Genomic DNA, 17,046 nt, shown 5'->3' on the forward strand with positions numbered 1-17,046 from the left:
CATGGGCGAGCTGCAAAGACACCAGGAGCTCTGCCGCCGCTTCGCCACCCTGCTCGGCTACCCCCGCGAGGGGCTCGAAGAGACTGCCGCCGCCACCGCCGGGTTGCTTAGCGAGGCCTGTCCCGCGGCGCTCGCCCCGCTCGAGGGTTTCAGCGGCTTTCTGGCCGGGACCGACGCCGCCCGGGTGGAGGAGGTGTTCACCGCCACCTTCGATCTGCAGGCGCTCTGTCACCCCTACGTCGGCTACCAGCTGTTCGGCGAAAGCCAGCAGCGCACCCTGTTTCTGATCCAGCTGCAGCAGCTCTACCGGCAGCATGGCTTCAGCCCCGGGAGCGAGCTGCCCGACCACCTCGGCGAGGTGCTGCGCTTCGTCGGCTCCACCGACGCGGGGCAGGTGCGCGGGGAGATCATCGAGGACGGGCTGCTGCCGGCCCTGGACAAGATCCTCCAGGGGATGGCCGAGCGGGACAACCCCTATGGGCAGCTGATCACGGCCCTGCAGTGCTTTTTAAGCGAAACAGCCGCAACCGGGACTGAACCTCTGGTGGTCAGCCGGAAAAAGGAGAGTTGCTCATGATCGATCTGATTCTCTTCGGGATATTCCCCTACGTCGCCATCGCCCTGGCCGTCGCCGTCGGCCTCTACCGGTACCTGGTCGACCGCTACTCCTGGTCCAGCCAGTCGTCCCAGTTCCTGGAGAGCCGGGCGCTGTTCTGGGGCTCGGTCCCCTGGCACTACGCCATCCTGGTGATCCTGCTCGCCCACTTCCTGGCCTTTCTCTTTCCCGCCGGCTGGGGGGCGCTGCTCGGGCGGCCGCTGCGCCTCTACCTGCTGGAGGTGACCGGCATGGCGCTGGGGCTTTCCACCCTGATCGCGGTGCTGCTGCTGATCGTGCGCCGGGCCGCCAACCCCCGGGTGGCGCGCGTCACCTCGGTGGTCGACTGGCTGGTGCTGGCCTCGCTGGCGCTGCAGGTGGCCACCGGGGTCTACATCGCCTTCACCCTGCGCTGGGGCTCGGTCTGGTACCTGCACACCGCCGCCCCCTGGCTCTGGTCGCTGGTCAAGCTCGATCCTCAGGTGCAGTACCTGGCGGCGCTGCCGCTGGTGGTCAAGCTGCACGCGGTCAACGCCTTCGCGCTCATCGCCCTGTTCCCCTTCTCCCGCCTGGTCCACGTGGTCAGCGTCCCGCTGGGCTACCTCGCGCGCCCCTACCAGGTGGTGGTCTGGAACCTGCGGCGCCCCGGGACGGAACCCAAGTAGGCCGGCCGGGCCCTGCCACCGCCGGCCCGCTCCGTCGCGACACATCGAAAAGCAAAAGCAGCATTAAAGGAGGCTCCCATGCCGGCTAAAGTATTGACCACCTGGAACCCGGAAGACCATACCTTCTGGCAGAACGAAGGCAAAGGCATCGCCACCATCAATCTGTGGATCTCCATCCCCGCGCTGTTTCTGGCCTTCGCCGTGTGGATGGTGTGGAGCATGGTGGTGGTCAACCTGCCCAACATCGGCTTCAGGTTCTCCACCAACCAGCTGTTCTGGCTGGCGGCGGTGCCCGGGCTCTCCGGCGCCACCCTGCGCATCTTCTACTCCTTCATGGTGCCGATCTTCGGCGGGCGGCTCTGGACCACCCTGTCCACCGCCTCGCTGTTGCTGCCGGCGGTGGGCATCGGCCTGGCGGTGCAGAATGCCGAGACCCCCTACTGGATCATGCTGGCCCTGGCGCTGCTGTGCGGCTTCGGCGGCGGCAATTTCGCCTCGAGCATGGCCAACATCAGCTTCTTCTTCCCCAAGGCGCAGAAGGGGACGGCCCTGGGGATGAACGCCGGGCTGGGCAACCTGGGGGTGAGCGGGATGCAGTTTTTGGTGCCGCTGGTCATCACCGCCGGCGTCTTCGGCGGCCTCGGCGGCGAGCCCCAGAGCTGGGTCAAGGGGGAGCTGACTCGGCAGATGTGGATGCAGAACGCCGGCTTCATCTGGGTCCCCTTCATCATTGTCTCCACCCTGGCCGCCTGGTTCGGCATGCACGATATCGCCAGCGCCAAGGCCTCCTTCCGCGAGCAGGCGGTGATCTTCCGGCGCAAGCACAACTGGATCATGTGCTGGCTCTACCTGGGCACCTTCGGCTCGTTCATCGGCTATTCGGCGGGCTTCCCGCTGCTGATCAAGGGGCAGTTCCCCGAGATCGACCCCACCAAGTACGCCTTTCTCGGGCCCCTGGTGGGCGCGGCGATCCGCCCCGTGGGCGGCTGGCTGGCCGACAAGCTCGGCGGCGCCCGGGTCACCTTCTGGAACTTCATCCTCATGGCCCTGGCGGTGCTCGGGGTGCTCTATTTCCTGCCCCAGCAGGGGGCCGGGGGGAGCTTCTGGGGCTTTTTCGCCATGTTCATGCTGCTGTTTTTCACCACCGGGGTGGGCAACGGCTCGACCTTTCGGATGATCCCGGTGATCTTCATGACCCATCACCGCTGCGAGGACACCGAGTGCTCGGTGGAGGAGCGCGCCCGGGCCTTCAAGGAGGCCGGCAAGGAGTCGGCCGCGGTGCTCGGCTTCAGCTCCGCCTTCGCCGCCTACGGGGCGTTCTTCATCCCCAAGAGCTTCGGCACCTCGATCACCCTGACCGGCGGGCCGGACGCCGCCCTGTACGGGTTTCTGGTCTTTTACCTGAGCTGCATCCTCACCACCTGGTGGTTCTATTCGCGCCGGAACGCCGAGATGCCTTGTTAAAGAAACTTCGGCCCCGGTGAGGGCAGCGGGGGGGGCAGCCGCGAGGCCACCCCCCCGACATCCAGTGAGAGGTGCCGTCATGGAAAAGGTCGCGACCGCCAAGTCCCACAAGATCCTGTTCCTGAACACCCTGGCCTTCACCATCTGCTTCGCCGCCTGGATGTTCAACGGCGTGCTGGTGACCTTTCTGGTCGACCACCAGGTCTTCAAGTGGGGCCCGGTGGAGATCGGCTGGCTGCTGGGGATTCCGGTGCTCACCGGCTCGATCTTCCGGCTGCCGGCCGGGCTGCTGACCGACAAATTCGGCGGCAAGCCGGTCTACGGCACCCTGCTGCTGCTCTGCGCGATCCCCATGTACCTGCTGTCCAAGGCCGACAGCTTCACCTGGTTCGCCCTGTGCAGCTTCGGTTTCGGCCTGGCCGGGGTGAGCTTCGCCATCGGCATCGCCTTCACCTCGGTCTGGTATCCCAAGCACCAGCAGGGGACGGCGCTGGGGATCTTCGGCGCCGGCAACGCCGGGGCGGCCCTGACCACCCTGCTGGCGCCGACCCTGCTGAAAAAGCTGACCGCCGGCGGCACCAACATCGACGGCTGGCGGGAGCTGCCGGTCTACTACGCGCTGGTGCTGGCGGGCATGGGGATCCTCTTCTTCCTCCTGGCCGAGAACAAGAAGCCGGCCAGCTCGGGCAAGTCCATCAGGCAGATGTGCGCGCCGCTCAAGGACATCCGTGTCTGGCGCTTCGGCCTCTACTACTTCCTGGTGTTCGGCTGCTTCGTGGCCTTTGCCCAGTGGCTGGTCCCCTATTTCGTCAACGTCTACTACCTGCCGCTGGTGACCGCCGGCCTGTTCGCCTCGATCTTCAGCTTTCCCTCCGGGGTGATCCGCGCCTTCGGCGGCTGGCTCTCCGACCGCTTCGGCGGCCGCGAGGTCATGTACTGGGTGCTGGGCATCTCCACCGTGGTCAGCCTGCTGGTCATGGTCCCGAAAATGGAGGTCTACTCGCCGGGGCGCGGGGTGATGGCGCTACGCGGCGGCGTGGTCACCGAGGTGAGCGCCACCCGCATCCAGGTCGGGGAGGTCCCCTACCAGCTCAAGGAGAAGCCCGCCGGACTGGAGTCCTACGACGAGGGGATGCTCATCTTCCCCACCAAGCAGACCTGGCAGGAGCCGGTGGTGGAGGTGGGGCAGACGGTAAGCAAGCGCGAGCTGCTCGCCAAGGGGGTCACCCGCATCTTCTTCCAGGCCAACGTGTGGATCTTCGCCTTCCTGGTGTTTCTGCTCGGCAGCATCTGGGGCATCGGCAAGGCCGCGGTCTACAAGCTGATCCCCGACCATTTCCCCGGCGAGGTGGGGGTGGTCGGCGGCATGGTCGGGGTGCTCGGCGGCCTCGGCGGCTTCGTCTGTCCGATCGCCTTCGGCTACCTGCTGGAGGGGACCGGCCTGTGGACCAGTTGCTGGATGTTCATGTTCATCCTCTCTCTGGTCTGCCTGCTTTCGCTGCACCGGGCCATCGAGAAGGCCATGAAGGAGAAGCATCCCAGGGATATGGACCTGATCGAGTCGCAGTCCGGGCTGCCAAACGCCGAGAACGAACGGCAAGCCGGAAAGCCGCCGCTCAGCGGCAAGTCGCCGGTGCTTTAAACCCGATACCCGGGGGCGCTGCCGAATCCCCCCCCGGCAAAACAGAAAAAGAGGTGTCACCCATGGAAAAGCTCTACCGCGAGATCATCGAACTGGCTCCGGACGCCATTCTTTTCGCCGACCGCGAGGGGATCATCCGGCTCTGGAACGCCGGGGCCGAGGCCCTGTTCGGCTTCACTGCAGCCGAGGCGCTCGGCCAATCCCTTGACCTGATCATCCCCGAAAAGCTCAGGGCCCGGCATTGGGAAGGCTATCGCCGGGTGATGGAGACCGGTGTGACCCATTACGGCAAAGATCTGCTTTCCGTCCCGGCGCTGCACCGGCAGGGGACGCAGCTCTCCAGCGAGTTCTCCATCGTCATGCTCAGGGACGAGATGGGCGAGGTTAGCGGGGTGGCGGCGATCCTGCGCGACGTCACCGCCCGCTGGCAGAAGGAGAAACAATTGAAGGAACGGATTGCCGCTTTGGAGAAAATAGCTTCGCAAGCAGCCGGTTAACCCAGCGGCTTAAAGTCAGGGGAATACGAAGGGACACGCCCGCGGGCGTGTCCCTTCTTGTTTCTTGCGGTGATTTGGTTAAAATGGGCAGGTTTCCGACCCATGGAATCCATTTTTTCTTCAGGAAAGGCAGCAACCCTTGGACATTCCCCAAACCAAAAAGAGACGCTTCAACCCCGGCTGGTTTCTGCTCAATCACCTGCGGCGCAAGCTCGGCGCCGGGCTGCTGGTGGTGGTGCCGATCGGCCTGACCCTGTTCATCCTGCGCTTTCTGTTCAACCTCGCCGACGGCGTTCTCGCCCCCTACATCCAAAAGACCGCCAGTTTCTTTCTCGGCGGCGAATACCGCTACATCCCCGGGTTGGGGATGATCGCCGGCGTGCTGGTGGTCTACATCACCGGCATCGTCGCCAGCAACGTCTTCGGCAGCCGCATGGTGAGTTTCGGCGAATCGATCATGTCCCGCATCCCCCTGGTCAAGTCGATCTACACCTCCTCCAAGCAGTTCATGCAGGTCTTTTCCAAGTCGGGGAAAAACTCCTTTCGCAAGGCGGTCTATGTCGAGTTCCCCATGGAGGGGAGCTTCTCCATCGCCTTCATCACCAACAGCGTGGCCACCGCCTCGGGCAAGACCTACTACACCGTGTTCATCCCCACCTCGCCCAACCCGACCTCGGGCTACGTGCTGATCCTCGAGGAGCACCGCGTCTATCCCACCAGCTTCAGCGTCGAGGAGGCGATGAAGGTCATCATGTCCGGCGGCATGGTCGCCCCCGAAATGATCCGGGCGGAGAAACTGCAGTGAGGCGTGATGCGTAATGCGTAATGCGTAATGCGTAATGCGTAATGCGTAATGCGGGCTACCCTTTACGCTTCACGCCTTACGCCTTACGGCCCTCCCCCCAACCCACAGCCTTTGTGGATAGCGCTGTGGAAAATTGTTGGGGAAGGGGGCAAGTGGCTGATGCCGTCATGGTATTTAGCCTTTTGCCTAGAAAAAAAGCACGACCGCCACGCTCCTCAATGCCAGGCCAAAGGCCGCCCGGCGGGTTTTTGATTTGACTATATGCCGTCCGTGTGGTATCAAAAATCGTTTTAAAAACAGCTAGTTATATTTGTCAAATTTTTGTTTCGTGCGAATTAACACGGACCGGAACCCTGCAACGGAGGAGAGTTTCATGGCCAACGCGCTGAATTTCACCATGGGCGGACTGCTCGAGGACATCGCCCGCCGCTTTCCGGACAACGACGCACTGGTCTATCCCGACCGGGGATTGCGCTACAGTTACCGGCAGTTCGACGCGCTGACCGACCGGGTTGCCAAGGGCCTGCTCAAGCTGGGGGTCGGCAAGGGCGACCACGTGGCCATCTGGGCCACCAACGTCCCCGAGTGGGTGGTGCTGATGTTCGCCACCGGCAAGATCGGCGCGGTGCTGGTCACGGTCAACACCAGCTACAAGTCGGCCGAGCTCGAGTACATCCTCGAGCAGTCCGACGCCACCACGCTGTTTCTGGTGCAGGGTTTCAAGGACACCGACTACGTCGCCACCGTCGGCGAGGTGATCCCCGAGCTGCAGACCAGCCAGCCCGGCAAGTTGGACAGCAAGAAGCTCCCCTTCCTGAAGAACCTGGTCTTTCTCGGCGGCGGCGCCCCGGCGGGGATGCTCGCCTACGACGAGATCGAGCGGCTCGGCGCGCAGGTCGCCGATGCCGAGCTGGCCGCCGCCAAGGCCGCCCTCGAGCCCCACGAGGTGATCAACATGCAGTACACCTCGGGGACCACCGGCTTTCCCAAGGGGGTCATGCTGACCCACCACAACATCATCAACAACGGCTTCAATATCGGCGAATGCATGAAGTTCACCGAGAAGGACCGGCTGTGCATCCCGGTGCCGTTCTTCCACTGCTTCGGCTGCGTGCTCGGGGTGCTCGCCTGCGTCACCCACGGCTCGGCCATGGTCCCGGTGGAGACCTTCAACCCCGAAGCGGTGCTCAAGACCGTCGAGGCCGAAAAGTGCACCGCCGTCCACGGCGTGCCGACCATGTTCATCGCCGAGCTCGAGCACCCGGCCTTCCGCAAATACGACCTCTCCACCCTGCGCAGCGGCATCATGGCCGGCTCGCCGTGCCCCATCGAGGTGATGAAGCGGGTGATTCGCGACATGAACTGCAGCGAGATCACCATCGCCTACGGCCAGACCGAGTCCTCGCCGGTCATCACCCAGACCCGCACCGACGACCCCATCGAGCTGCGCGTGGCCACCGTCGGCCGCGCCCTGCCCGACGTCGAGGTCAAGATCGTCGACATCGAGACCGGCGCCAGCCTGCCCCCCGGCAAGCAGGGCGAGCTGTGCACCCGCGGCTACCTGGTGATGAAGGGTTACTACAAGCTCCCCGAGGAGACCGCCCGCGCCATCGACGCCGAGGGGTGGCTGCACACCGGCGACCTCGCGGTGATGGACGAGAACGGCTACTGCAAGATCACCGGGCGCATCAAGAACATGATCATCCGCGGCGGCGAGAACATCTACCCCCGCGAGATCGAGGAGTTTCTCTACTCCCACCCCAAGGTCTCCGACGTGCAGGTCTACGGCGTGCCCGACCGCAAGTACGGCGAGCAGGTCATGGCCGCGGTCAAGCTCAAGGAGGGCGACAGCTGCACCGAGCAGGAGATCAAGGACTTCTGCAGGGGGCGCATCGCCAACTACAAGATCCCCTACTACGTCAAGTTCGTCGACGAGTACCCGATGACCGCCAGCGGCAAGATCCAGAAGTTCAAGCTGCGCGAGATGGCCATCCAGGAGCTGCATCTCGAAGAAGCCGCGGCGCTCGAGACGGCGTGAAACCAGGAGTGATGTAGGGGCAGGTCCCCGTGCCTGCCCGATTTTGCCCATCAGCGGAGGTGAATCCCGTGTTCGCCTACACAGCATAAATCATTCGGGACAGGGCACCCACAGGGGGGTGCCCCTACCACGCCGAAAGGAAACCCCCATGCGCATTACTCCCGCTACCGAACTGCAGACCCGCTTCAAAAATCTCCAGGCAGAAATGCAGGGCGCCGGCCTCGAGGCGGTGCTGATGCTGCAGAACGCCGACCTGTTCTACTTCACCGGCTCCGTCCAGCAGGGGGTGCTCTACGTTCCCGCCGAGGGCGAGCCGGTCTACATGGTGCGCAAGGAGTTCGGCCGCGCGCGCATGGAGAGCGGGCTCAAGGAGATCGTCCCCTTCAAGAGCCCCAAGGACATCGCCGGCATCCTCGCCGACTTCGGCCACAAGCTGCCGAAAAAGGCCGGCATGGAGCTCGACGTGGTCCCGGTCGCGCTGTTCCAGCGCTTCAGCAAGGTGCTCGACGGCGCCGAGATCGTCGATGCCTCGCCGCTGATCCGTACCGTGCGCGCGGTCAAGTCCAAGTACGAGATCGAGATCATGAAGGACGCCGCGCTGATGATGGACCGCACCTACCAGCGCGCCAAGGAGGTGATCCGCGAGGGGATGAGCGACCTCGAGCTGGCCGCCGAGCTGGAGTTTTTTGCCCGCAAGCTCGGCCACCAGGGGGTCACCCGGATGCGCGGCTTCAACTCCGAGCTGTTCTACGGGCACATCTTCTCCGGCGCCGACGCCGCCGCGCCGGCCTTCGTCGACGCGCCGCTGGGCGGCATCGGCGTCAACCCCAGCATCGGCCAGGGCGCCAGCTACAAGACCATCAAAAAGGGCGAGCCCATCGTCGTCGACATGATCGCCGCCTTCGACGGCTACATGGTCGACCAGACCCGCACCCTGTGCATCGGCGGGCTGCCCGACCAGCTCAAGAAGGCCTACGACGACATGCTCAAGATCGAGCTGAAGCTCAAGGAGATCGCCCGCCCCGGCGCCAAGTGGGGCGAGATCTACGACGAGTGCTACAATCTCGCCTGCGAGCTCGGCTACCAGGACCATTTCATGGGAGGCAAGGGCGCCCAGGTCTCCTTCATCGGCCACGGCATCGGCGTCGAGGTCGACGAGTTCCCCTTCATCGCCCGTGGCTTCAAGGACCAGGAGCTCAAGGAGTACATGACCTTCGCTTTCGAGCCCAAGGCGGTCTACCCCGGCCTCGGCTCCGTCGGTGTCGAGAACACCTTCTGGGTCGCCAAAGACGGGCTCAAGCACCTGACCTTCTCCAGCGAGGACCTGGTGGTCCTGTAACCGTAAACGTAGGGGCAGGCCTGCGTGCCTGCCCTTGGTGGGACAAACAGAAGACAGACGTTGTGCAAAAGCCCTCTCCGCGTGGAGAGGGCTTTTTTGCGGGCAGGGGAGGGGCGGCAAGGGGTCTCAGGCAGTTGAAACCCCGGGTTGGTTGGATCACCATCTAGTACCGGAAGGGGGCAGGTCGCAACCCGGGAAAATGCCATAAGTAACCAAAAACAGATTGACACCGCACCGCTTAGGCCGTATTAATTACTGGTTGTTTTATTGGAATTAGTTGTTGGAGGGTACGCGCCTGTGAAGACATCCCGGTCGCCCCGGAAAACAAAAAAGCCGCCCACCGGGATCTCCGGTTAGGGCGGCTTTTTGCTAAAACATCGAGGATTGAAAGGGCAGTTCTGAATAGGGGGGGGTGGTTGAAATTGCCTTCGGTGTGGGGAAAAGGCAAAGCGACGGGGGCCTATTGGGGCTCCGACCAAAAGGCCTGGCGGATGCCATTTCACATAGCGATGGAGTTGGGTTTAAAAAGAAAAATACTACCGAAGAACCGGGCTTTATAGTTTCCAGATATAGATATCTAATTGCCAGATCTGGAAATTACATATCTACATCTATAAATTGTTTCCAGATCTATAAATTCCATATAATACCTGTTAGAAGCCCAAAAAGAATAATGAAAGAAGCGATTTTAAAGGACTTTTTCCTTGGCAGGGTGTCCCCAGAGGCTCTTAAAAAAGACCTAATTGGGGCAGTAGAGTCAGAAGGGAAAATCAGTCGTCAATACATTGAGGACATGGACTCAGAATTTGAGGTCAAGTCAGCGCATCTGGTTCGTGTCTGCGATGCGGTTCTCGATGGTATTTTAGATCCGATGGACTTAAGCACAATCGGTTTCTGCCTAATGGCTTCTGATTATTTCGAATTCGATACAGACACCGAAGATGGAGCGCGAGTTGCAGATGCCGCCATTGATTGGGCCGACTACTTGATAAATTATGACCTAAATAAAGAAACGACAAAAAAATCCAAAGAAAGACTTATTACAGGCAAAAACCTTTTTACAGAAAACGACCATTACCTAGACCGGCATGGTCGCTCTAAAGATAAAAAGGGCTTCTAACACTGCGCTGAACTCGGACTGTTGAAAAGGCGGTGGTTCTCGAAAAATGTGTACGGAATTGTTCTGCGTTTCGCAGCCGGTTAGCTTTAACCGTTAAAAATTAAAAAGAAGAAAAGACAATAAAATGGAAGAAAAAGATTTTTTTTACGCCTTAGGAATCGTCATCACAGGATTTATTAGCATATGGAACGTAATAAATCATTACAGATTAAATAAAAGAACTTCTTTCATCAATACAGTTACAAGCGAAAGAGTAAAATGGCTTGATAAACTTCGTCAAAACATATCAAGTTTTTGTGGCCTTACACATACCTGGGCTATGACAGACGTAAAGGGAAAGCCTGAGGAGTTTGAATTATTATCTCAATTAGACAAATTAAGGTATCTAATACGCCTCCAACTTAACCCGCAAGTTATTGATGGCGAACCAAATTCTGATAAAAAAATTGAACAACTAATAGCAAAAATTCCTGACCTCACCCATGAATCACAGCAAAATGAGTTAAAAACTGCATTAAATGAATTAATTACCACAAGCCAAATATTGTTAAAACACGAATGGGAAAAGGTTAAAGCTGAATCAAAAAGAGGCGATTTAAAAGAAAATGAGCATTGCTTGGATCCCATGATCGATAAATTGAATGAGTGGTGCTTGAATAAAACACAGAAGAAATAAAAAAATTTTTAACAATAGAGTGAACCGGACTGTTTAGACATGGGTGCTTCACGAAAAGGCCTCTACCAAATTAAAAAGTCAGGGGGTCAGGTCAGGGGGTCAGGCTTCCAAGTTGACAAGTTTTTCGACCGAGATATATTTCCACAATGGCCCGTAAACCACGCATACACCTCCCTGGTGGACTTTATCACGTCATTCTTCGCGGCAACGGCGGCCAACCCATTTTTCTCCATAATGATGACCGCTACCGTTTCTATCTTCTGCTGCAGGAGGGCACCAACCGGTTTGGTTATCGGGTTCACGCCTTCTGCCTGATGACCAATCATGTCCATCTTGCCCTACAAACTGGCGACATTCCCTTGTCGCGCGGGATGCAAAACCTCTCTTTTCGTTTTACCCGCTGGATCAACAAACGCGAAAAAAGATCCGGGCATTTGTTCCAGGGGCGCTACAAGGCTGTATTGGTAGATGGTGACAGCTATCTGCTGGAGTTGGTTCGATATATCCATCTCAACCCAGTGCGTGCCGGTATGGTTGGAGATCCCAGGGAATATTCCTGGAGTGGCCACAATTGCAACCTCGGCAACGAATCCCTTCCGTGGTTGACTACTGACTGGATGCTCAGGCAGTTTGGAAGAACATCTGCAGCGGCACGTGCCGGATACCTGAACTTCGTTCTCGATGGATTGGGTGTTAATCTCCCACGTGAGTTTCACCGCGGGGAAGATGATCCTCGGAGCATCGGCGACGATGATTTTGCGGAGAAGTGTCTTTCGGGCAACTTGGAAGACTGACCCCCGCTTGACCCCATTCTCTCAAGAAGGGATTTAAGTAACTTGACAACTTGGAAGCCTGACCCTCAGATTCAGATTCTGACCCTCAGATTCTGACCCTCAGATTCTCAGATTTTCCTGTTCTCTAACAAAAAGAGGTTTTAGTGGATAAAAAGTATAGTGGTTCATGTTTGTGTGGGAGCGTTAGATTTGAAATCGAGGGCAACTTTGACTCTTTCTATCTCTGCCACTGCAAACATTGCCAAAAAGATACAGGTTCGGCTCATGCAGCCAACTTATTTTCTGAATCAGCGATCCTAACGTGGTGCAAAGGGGAAAATTACGTTAAAACCTACAATTTACCCAACACACTACATTCAAAAAGCTTTTGTCTAAATTGTGGTTCAGCGCTACCGAACAAATCAGAAAAGTCGGGGTTTATTGTAGTTCCAGCAGGAAGCTTAGACTCAACACTAAATGTTCGTCCTAACGCACACTTATTTGTTAGCAGTAAAGCGAGTTGGGAACATCATTTGGACAGTATTCCTAGTTTTGAAAAGTTGCCAAGCAAAAGCAATAAAAACATCTAACACACATTTCAAGCGGACAGGTCAACAGTAGTGCGTCCCTAAGAAAACTGTAGTTCGCTAAGGTCTCTACGCTGCCGCTTAAATCAATCCGTTATTCGTGATATGGCACTGCTGTCTCACAAATTCACAGCAGGGCTAACTGATTGTTTCGTATAGTGTTTTTGCGTGGAGACGGCTTGAATAGCTCTTCTAAATCGCGCTTCTCGAATAAATTTAGCTGTAATATCCGCAACATGCGCTGTAACGAAGCTCCGACTTTCGACTGGAACTTCAGGAACGAGAGTACCAAGTAGGCACATAGGGCGATCCAAAGCTGGGTCTTCACCGCGTTCATGGATGTGCCCAAGAAGCTCTTCACCTTCAGGTTCTGTTTGATCCACTTGAAGAAGAGCTCGATCTGCCAGCGTTCTTTGTAAAGATCGGCCACCGTTTGGGCCGGGATCTCCAAGGCATTGGTCACGAACTGGTAAATGATGCCCGTTTCCTCGTCCCGATACGTGACCAAGCGGAAGGTTTCGGGCAGCTTGCCCAAATGGATTTCTCGGTCCTCGATCACCCCCGGGCTCTTGCGGCCACGGCGTTTTTTGCCGGGCGTGACGATGGCGTTGCTCTTGAGGCGGGTGACAAAGAATACCCCGTCCTCACACAGTTCCTGATACCAGGTGTAATCGGTGTAGCCTCGGTCGAAGACCACATAGGAGCCCTTGGGGAGTTCGAGCTCTCTGGCATGGTTGATTTCATGCTCCTTGCCTTCGGTCAGATCGACAAAGGCGGGTAAATAGCCGTCGGCATCGAGCCCGACATGAAGCTTGGCCGCCCCCTTGTTCTTCTGGTACTTGGCCCAAGGAAACAGGGAGAGTGTCAGGTCGAGCAGGGAAGCATCCAGCAGGTAGATTTTTCCGTCGAGTTTGAAGCTTTTGTTCCGTGGCGCCATTGACTGGCAGCGGGCCAACAGGCGCTGAAACAGCTCTTCGTAAAGAGTGTGCGGCTGACTTTCGTTACAGCGCGCCAAGGTGGCTCTGCTGAACACCTTGACGCCCAAGTGGTAGAGCTTGCTGCCCTGAACGCTGAGATTGTCAACGACATCCCGCAGGCTGCTCCGACCTGTCAGCTGTGCTGTCAGCATGGCGACAAACTGGGTCCAGCGGGAGAACGAACGAAACTTCTGCCCGACGTGATGCTTGTTCGCCAGGGATTGAAATTCATGTCTCGGAAAAATTCGTACAATTTGAGAAAGAACGGTGCTACAATGGGCCACGGCTCGGAACTCCTTATTGTTATTATGGTTTTGGCGAACTCATTATAACATTTTGGAGTCTCCGGGCCTTCTATTTTTTGATCAAACTATGAGACAGCAGTGGTGATATGGGAAATACAAGAGGAATGGGAACGTTATTACTCTTCTGCGGAAAAATGGGGGCAGGAAAATCGACTCAAGCGAAGGTTATCGCATCAGAACAAAATGCGGTATTACTTTCCGAAGATGAGTGGCTATCAACTTTATACCCACAGCAAATTTCATCGTTCGATAACTACCTAAAATATTCAGCACTACTAAGGCCGCTGATTAAATCCCATGTTCAGAATATACTTTCTACAGGTACAAACGTGGTCATGGATTTCCCGGCGAACACAAAAAAACAAAGAAAATGGTTTTTAAATCTGGCGTCAGAAATCGGTGCGAATCATCAATTAATCTACCTTAAAGTTAGTGATGAGCTGTGTTTAAAGCAAATAGGGAAAAGACGCACAGAGCAACCGGACAGAGCAGCATTTGATACAGAAGCTGTCTTTACACATGTGACCAAGTTTTTTGAAGAACCAAGCCAAAGTGAAGGCTTAAATATCAAAGTAATTACAAGCGTATAAGACTAACCAACCAGTCAGTGCCAGGGGGGCAGGCTCCAAGTTGACAAGTTTTTCGACCGAGATATATTTCGACAATGGCCCGTAAACCACGCATTCACCTCCCTGGTGGACTTTATCACGTCATTCTTCGCGGCAACGGCGGCCAACCCATTTTTCTCCAAAATGATGACCGCTACCGTTTCTATCTTTTGCTGCAGGAGGGCACCAACCGGTTTGGTTATCGGGCTCACGCCTTCTGCCTGATGACCAATCATGTCCATCTTGCCGTGCAAGTTGGCGACATTCCCTTGTCCCGCGGAATGCAAAACCTCGCTTTTCGTTTTACCCGCTGGATCAACAGGCGCGAAAAAAGATCCGGGCATTTGTTCCAGGGGCGCTACAAGGCCGTATTGGTAGATGGTGACAGCTATCTGCTGGAGTTGGTCCGATATATCCATCTCAACCCAGTGCGTGCCGGTATGGTTGGAGATCCCAAGGAATATCCCTGGAGTGGCCACAATTGCTACCTCGGCAACGAATCTCTTCCGTGGTTGACTACTGACTGGATGCTCAGGCAGTTTGGAAAAACATCCGCAGCGGCCCGTGCCGGGTACCTGACCTTCGTCCTCGATGGATTAGGTGTTGGTCTCTCGCATGAGTTTCACCGCGGGGAGGATGATCCTCGGATCCTTGGCGACGATGGCTTTGCGGAGAAGTGTCTTTCGGGTTCCGAGGCCAGAAGGCCGATTCGGGTGACGGTTGAGGAAATCGTCAATAAAGTGTGCCATGCGTACAACATCGAGGAGAGCACCTTAAAGTCGAAATCGCAGCAGAGAGTTGCCTCGGAGGCGCGAGCGGTAGCTGGATGGCTGGCACGTGAGTTAGGTTGCGTGAGCTTTTCCGACGTCGCCCGACATGTCGCCCGGGACATCGGGAGCATCAGTTCTGCCGTCCGCCGACTGTCGGACCGTATAAAGGATAAACCGGAACTGGCAGAACTGGTTTACTCGCTCAAGAGGGGATTCTATTGACTTGGCAACTTGGAAGCCTGACCCCCAACTCTGACCCCCAACTTGACCCCCAACTTCTGACCCAACTTGACCCTTGACTTGGCAACTTGGAAGCCTGACCCCCAACTTTCGACATGTCGACCGGGACATCGGGAGCATCAGTTCAGCCGTCCGCCGACTGTCGGACCGTATAAAGGATAAACCGGAACTGGCAGAACTGGTTTACTCGCTCAAGAGGGGATTCTATTGACTTGACAACTTGGAAGCCTGACCCCCAACTTTGACCCCCAACTTCGAAGGGGTGACATGAGCAAACCAGACAAACCAACCGGAGCGGACGGCAGAGGCTTCACCCTCTCCCCGATCTATTTCATCTACGGCCTGGTCGCCTTGCTGGCCATCTTCTGGACCTGGAAGGTGCTCATCGCCTTCGCCATCCTCTGGGGAGCCGCCATGCTGTTCGCCTGGTTTGATGACCGTCGCCACCAGCGGCGCATTGTCCCCCCTCCCAGGCCTTCCGGCGAGCTGTCGTCGCCAGGCGAACCGCTCACCGCATGCCCAGAATGCGGCGGTGAGCTGTTCAGCGTCGAGCCGGGGCTGACCAGCGCCGAGGAAATCGCCAAGTCAGGGGGTCAGGCTTCCAAGTTGACAAGTTTTTCGACCGAGATATATTTCCACAATGGCCCGTAAACCACGCATACACCTCCCTGGTGGACTTTATCACGTCATTCTTCGCGGCAACGGCGGCCAACCCATTTTTCTCCATAATGATGACCGCTACCGTTTCTATCTTCTGCTGCAGGAGGGCACCAACCGGTTTGGTTATCGGGTTCACGCCTTCTGCCTGATGACCAATCATGTCCATCTTGCCGTGCAAGTTGGCGACATTCCCTTGTCCCGCGGAATGCAAAATCTCGCTTTTCGTTTTACCCGCTGGATCAACAGGCGCGAAAAAAGATCCGGGCATTTGTTCCAGGGGCGCTACAAGGCCGTATTGGTAGATGGTGACAGCTATCTGCTGGAGTTGGTCCGATATATCCATCTCAACCCAGTGCGTGCCGGTATGGTTGGAGATCCCAAGGAATATCCCTGGAGTGGCCACAATTGCTATCTCGGCAACGAATCCCTTCCGTGGTTGACAACTGACTGGATGCTCAGGCAGTTTGGAAAAACATCCGCAGCGGCACGTGCCGGATACCTGACCTTCATTCTCGGTGGATTGGGTGTTGACCTCCCGCGTGAGTTTCACCGCGGGGAAGATGACCCTCGGATCATCGGCGACGATGGCTTTGCGGAGAAGTGTCTTTCGGGCAACTTGGAAGCCTGACCCCCAACTCCAACTGCTTGAAATGGGCCTTCTAAGCCCCGATAACCGCTATCTTTTGGACGTTTAACGTTATATTTCAAGTTGTTGGCGTGGTCCGACCCCGGCTGCACCCGACCCGTCTGCACTAAAAGTATCGCTAGGGAGAGAAAAGCTTCACCCTACACGAATAGAATCGAACAGGTCTACTGTGCCCCATTCACCGACAATCCGTGATCGGTTCACTGTCGATCTCATGCACGATGCCTGCGCGGATATCGACCTTGGCACAACCGCCGACGTGCAAGGGGCCTTCCTCCTGGTCGAATTCAGTTTGCGGGCTCGTCGTGACCTCGATGCCGCCGATAATCCAGGTGCCGTGCAGTCCTTCAGGCATGGACTCCACCAGGCCGGTGAAACGGGTCCGGTCACCATCGTCTTTGGCTGAAGCAGGGTCCACGCTCATCAGTAGGACACCCATCACAAAGCTTGAAATCAGCGCCGCCGATAAAACTCTCTTTCTCTTCATACAATTTCCCCTTTCCACTATCTCTTATTCGTAACCTGGAAAGCTGCCCCCCGTTTTCTCGATAGGCCCGGAGCTACCGCCCCATGGCGGGATGGCCGGAAAAGTGCTGCTGGGGGGAGGTGAGAGTCGCATGCATGCTTGCATTCTACCAC

The 17,046-nt window shown here is 57.3% G+C and carries 18 protein-coding genes; 16 read left to right on the top strand and 2 right to left on the bottom strand.

The window, feature by feature from the left end; genetic code table 11:
• Nucleotide 1 precedes the first annotated feature (1 nt).
• From DESUT3_RS08110 to DESUT3_RS08165, 12 genes are all read left to right on the top strand, one after another.
• Nucleotides 2–577, top strand: a complete 576-nt coding sequence (locus DESUT3_RS08110) for a nitrate reductase molybdenum cofactor assembly chaperone (RefSeq protein WP_221251983.1) — start codon at nucleotides 2–4, stop codon at nucleotides 575–577.
• Nucleotides 574–1,260 (top strand): respiratory nitrate reductase subunit gamma, encoded by a 687-nt coding sequence (gene narI / locus DESUT3_RS08115; RefSeq protein WP_221251984.1) that lies wholly within the window; start codon nucleotides 574–576, stop codon nucleotides 1,258–1,260. The genes DESUT3_RS08110 and narI overlap by 4 nt, the downstream gene beginning before the upstream one ends.
• 78 nt (nucleotides 1,261–1,338) lie before the next feature.
• Entirely contained in the window at nucleotides 1,339–2,724 is a 1,386-nt protein-coding gene (locus tag DESUT3_RS08120; RefSeq protein ID WP_221251985.1) for a NarK family nitrate/nitrite MFS transporter, read from the top strand.
• 79 nt (nucleotides 2,725–2,803) lie between these two features.
• Nucleotides 2,804–4,366 (top strand): MFS transporter, encoded by a 1,563-nt coding sequence (locus tag DESUT3_RS08125; protein ID WP_221251986.1) that lies wholly within the window; start codon nucleotides 2,804–2,806, stop codon nucleotides 4,364–4,366.
• A 62-nt stretch (nucleotides 4,367–4,428) separates the two neighbouring features.
• Nucleotides 4,429–4,863, top strand: a complete 435-nt coding sequence (locus DESUT3_RS08130; protein WP_221251987.1) for a PAS domain-containing protein — start codon at nucleotides 4,429–4,431, stop codon at nucleotides 4,861–4,863.
• A gap of 139 nt (nucleotides 4,864–5,002) precedes the next feature.
• Nucleotides 5,003–5,668, top strand: a complete 666-nt coding sequence (locus tag DESUT3_RS08135) for a DUF502 domain-containing protein (protein ID WP_225911654.1) — start codon at nucleotides 5,003–5,005, stop codon at nucleotides 5,666–5,668.
• Nucleotides 5,669–6,041: 373 nt separating this feature from the next.
• Nucleotides 6,042–7,706 carry an AMP-binding protein gene (locus DESUT3_RS08140; RefSeq protein ID WP_221251988.1) on the top strand — a complete coding sequence of 555 codons (1,665 nt, stop codon included), beginning with the start codon at nucleotides 6,042–6,044 and terminating at the stop codon, nucleotides 7,704–7,706.
• A gap of 148 nt (nucleotides 7,707–7,854) precedes the next feature.
• A complete protein-coding gene (locus DESUT3_RS08145; RefSeq protein ID WP_221251989.1) occupies nucleotides 7,855–9,045 on the top strand; it encodes a M24 family metallopeptidase in 1,191 nt (396 codons plus the stop codon).
• A 412-nt stretch (nucleotides 9,046–9,457) separates the two neighbouring features.
• Nucleotides 9,458–10,165: a hypothetical protein gene (locus DESUT3_RS08150; RefSeq protein ID WP_221251990.1), complete on the top strand. Its 708-nt coding sequence runs from the start codon at nucleotides 9,458–9,460 to the stop codon at nucleotides 10,163–10,165.
• A 124-nt stretch (nucleotides 10,166–10,289) separates the two neighbouring features.
• Entirely contained in the window at nucleotides 10,290–10,841 is a 552-nt protein-coding gene (locus DESUT3_RS08155; RefSeq protein ID WP_221251991.1) for a hypothetical protein, read from the top strand.
• 146 nt (nucleotides 10,842–10,987) lie between these two features.
• A complete protein-coding gene (locus DESUT3_RS08160) occupies nucleotides 10,988–11,635 on the top strand; it encodes a transposase (RefSeq protein WP_225911655.1) in 648 nt (215 codons plus the stop codon).
• Between the two features lie 143 nt (nucleotides 11,636–11,778).
• A complete protein-coding gene (locus DESUT3_RS08165; protein WP_221251992.1) occupies nucleotides 11,779–12,204 on the top strand; it encodes a GFA family protein in 426 nt (141 codons plus the stop codon).
• A gap of 124 nt (nucleotides 12,205–12,328) precedes the next feature.
• On the opposite strand, the gene DESUT3_RS08170 is transcribed toward DESUT3_RS08165, so the two are convergent.
• On the bottom strand, nucleotides 12,329–13,462 hold the full coding sequence (locus tag DESUT3_RS08170) for an IS4 family transposase (RefSeq protein WP_221248716.1): 1,134 nt from the start codon (nucleotides 13,460–13,462) through the stop codon (nucleotides 12,329–12,331).
• Nucleotides 13,463–13,569: 107 nt separating this feature from the next.
• Here DESUT3_RS08170 and DESUT3_RS08175 point away from each other — a divergent pair, with 107 nt between their 5' ends.
• The 4 genes from DESUT3_RS08175 to DESUT3_RS08190 all read left to right on the top strand — a co-directional run bounded on the left by DESUT3_RS08175 (nucleotide 13,570) and on the right by DESUT3_RS08190 (nucleotide 16,389).
• Nucleotides 13,570–14,073, top strand: coding sequence for an AAA family ATPase (locus DESUT3_RS08175; protein ID WP_221251993.1), 504 nt, complete (start codon nucleotides 13,570–13,572; stop codon nucleotides 14,071–14,073).
• Between the two features lie 74 nt (nucleotides 14,074–14,147).
• On the top strand, nucleotides 14,148–15,083 hold the full coding sequence (locus DESUT3_RS08180; protein ID WP_221251994.1) for a transposase: 936 nt from the start codon (nucleotides 14,148–14,150) through the stop codon (nucleotides 15,081–15,083).
• A gap of 285 nt (nucleotides 15,084–15,368) precedes the next feature.
• Complete coding sequence (locus DESUT3_RS08185; protein WP_221251995.1) at nucleotides 15,369–15,752, top strand: hypothetical protein; 384 nt, start codon at nucleotides 15,369–15,371, stop codon at nucleotides 15,750–15,752.
• On the top strand, nucleotides 15,742–16,389 hold the full coding sequence (locus DESUT3_RS08190; RefSeq protein WP_225911656.1) for a transposase: 648 nt from the start codon (nucleotides 15,742–15,744) through the stop codon (nucleotides 16,387–16,389). The genes DESUT3_RS08185 and DESUT3_RS08190 overlap by 11 nt, the downstream gene beginning before the upstream one ends.
• A 196-nt stretch (nucleotides 16,390–16,585) precedes the next feature.
• On the opposite strand, the gene DESUT3_RS08195 is transcribed toward DESUT3_RS08190, so the two are convergent.
• Nucleotides 16,586–16,894 (bottom strand): hypothetical protein, encoded by a 309-nt coding sequence (locus DESUT3_RS08195; protein WP_221251996.1) that lies wholly within the window; start codon nucleotides 16,892–16,894, stop codon nucleotides 16,586–16,588.
• Between the last annotated feature and the right edge of the window lie 152 nt (nucleotides 16,895–17,046).

It is taken from the genome of Desulfuromonas versatilis (assembly GCF_019704135.1).
GTDB lineage: Bacteria > Desulfobacterota > Desulfuromonadia > Desulfuromonadales > NIT-T3 > Desulfuromonas_A > Desulfuromonas_A versatilis.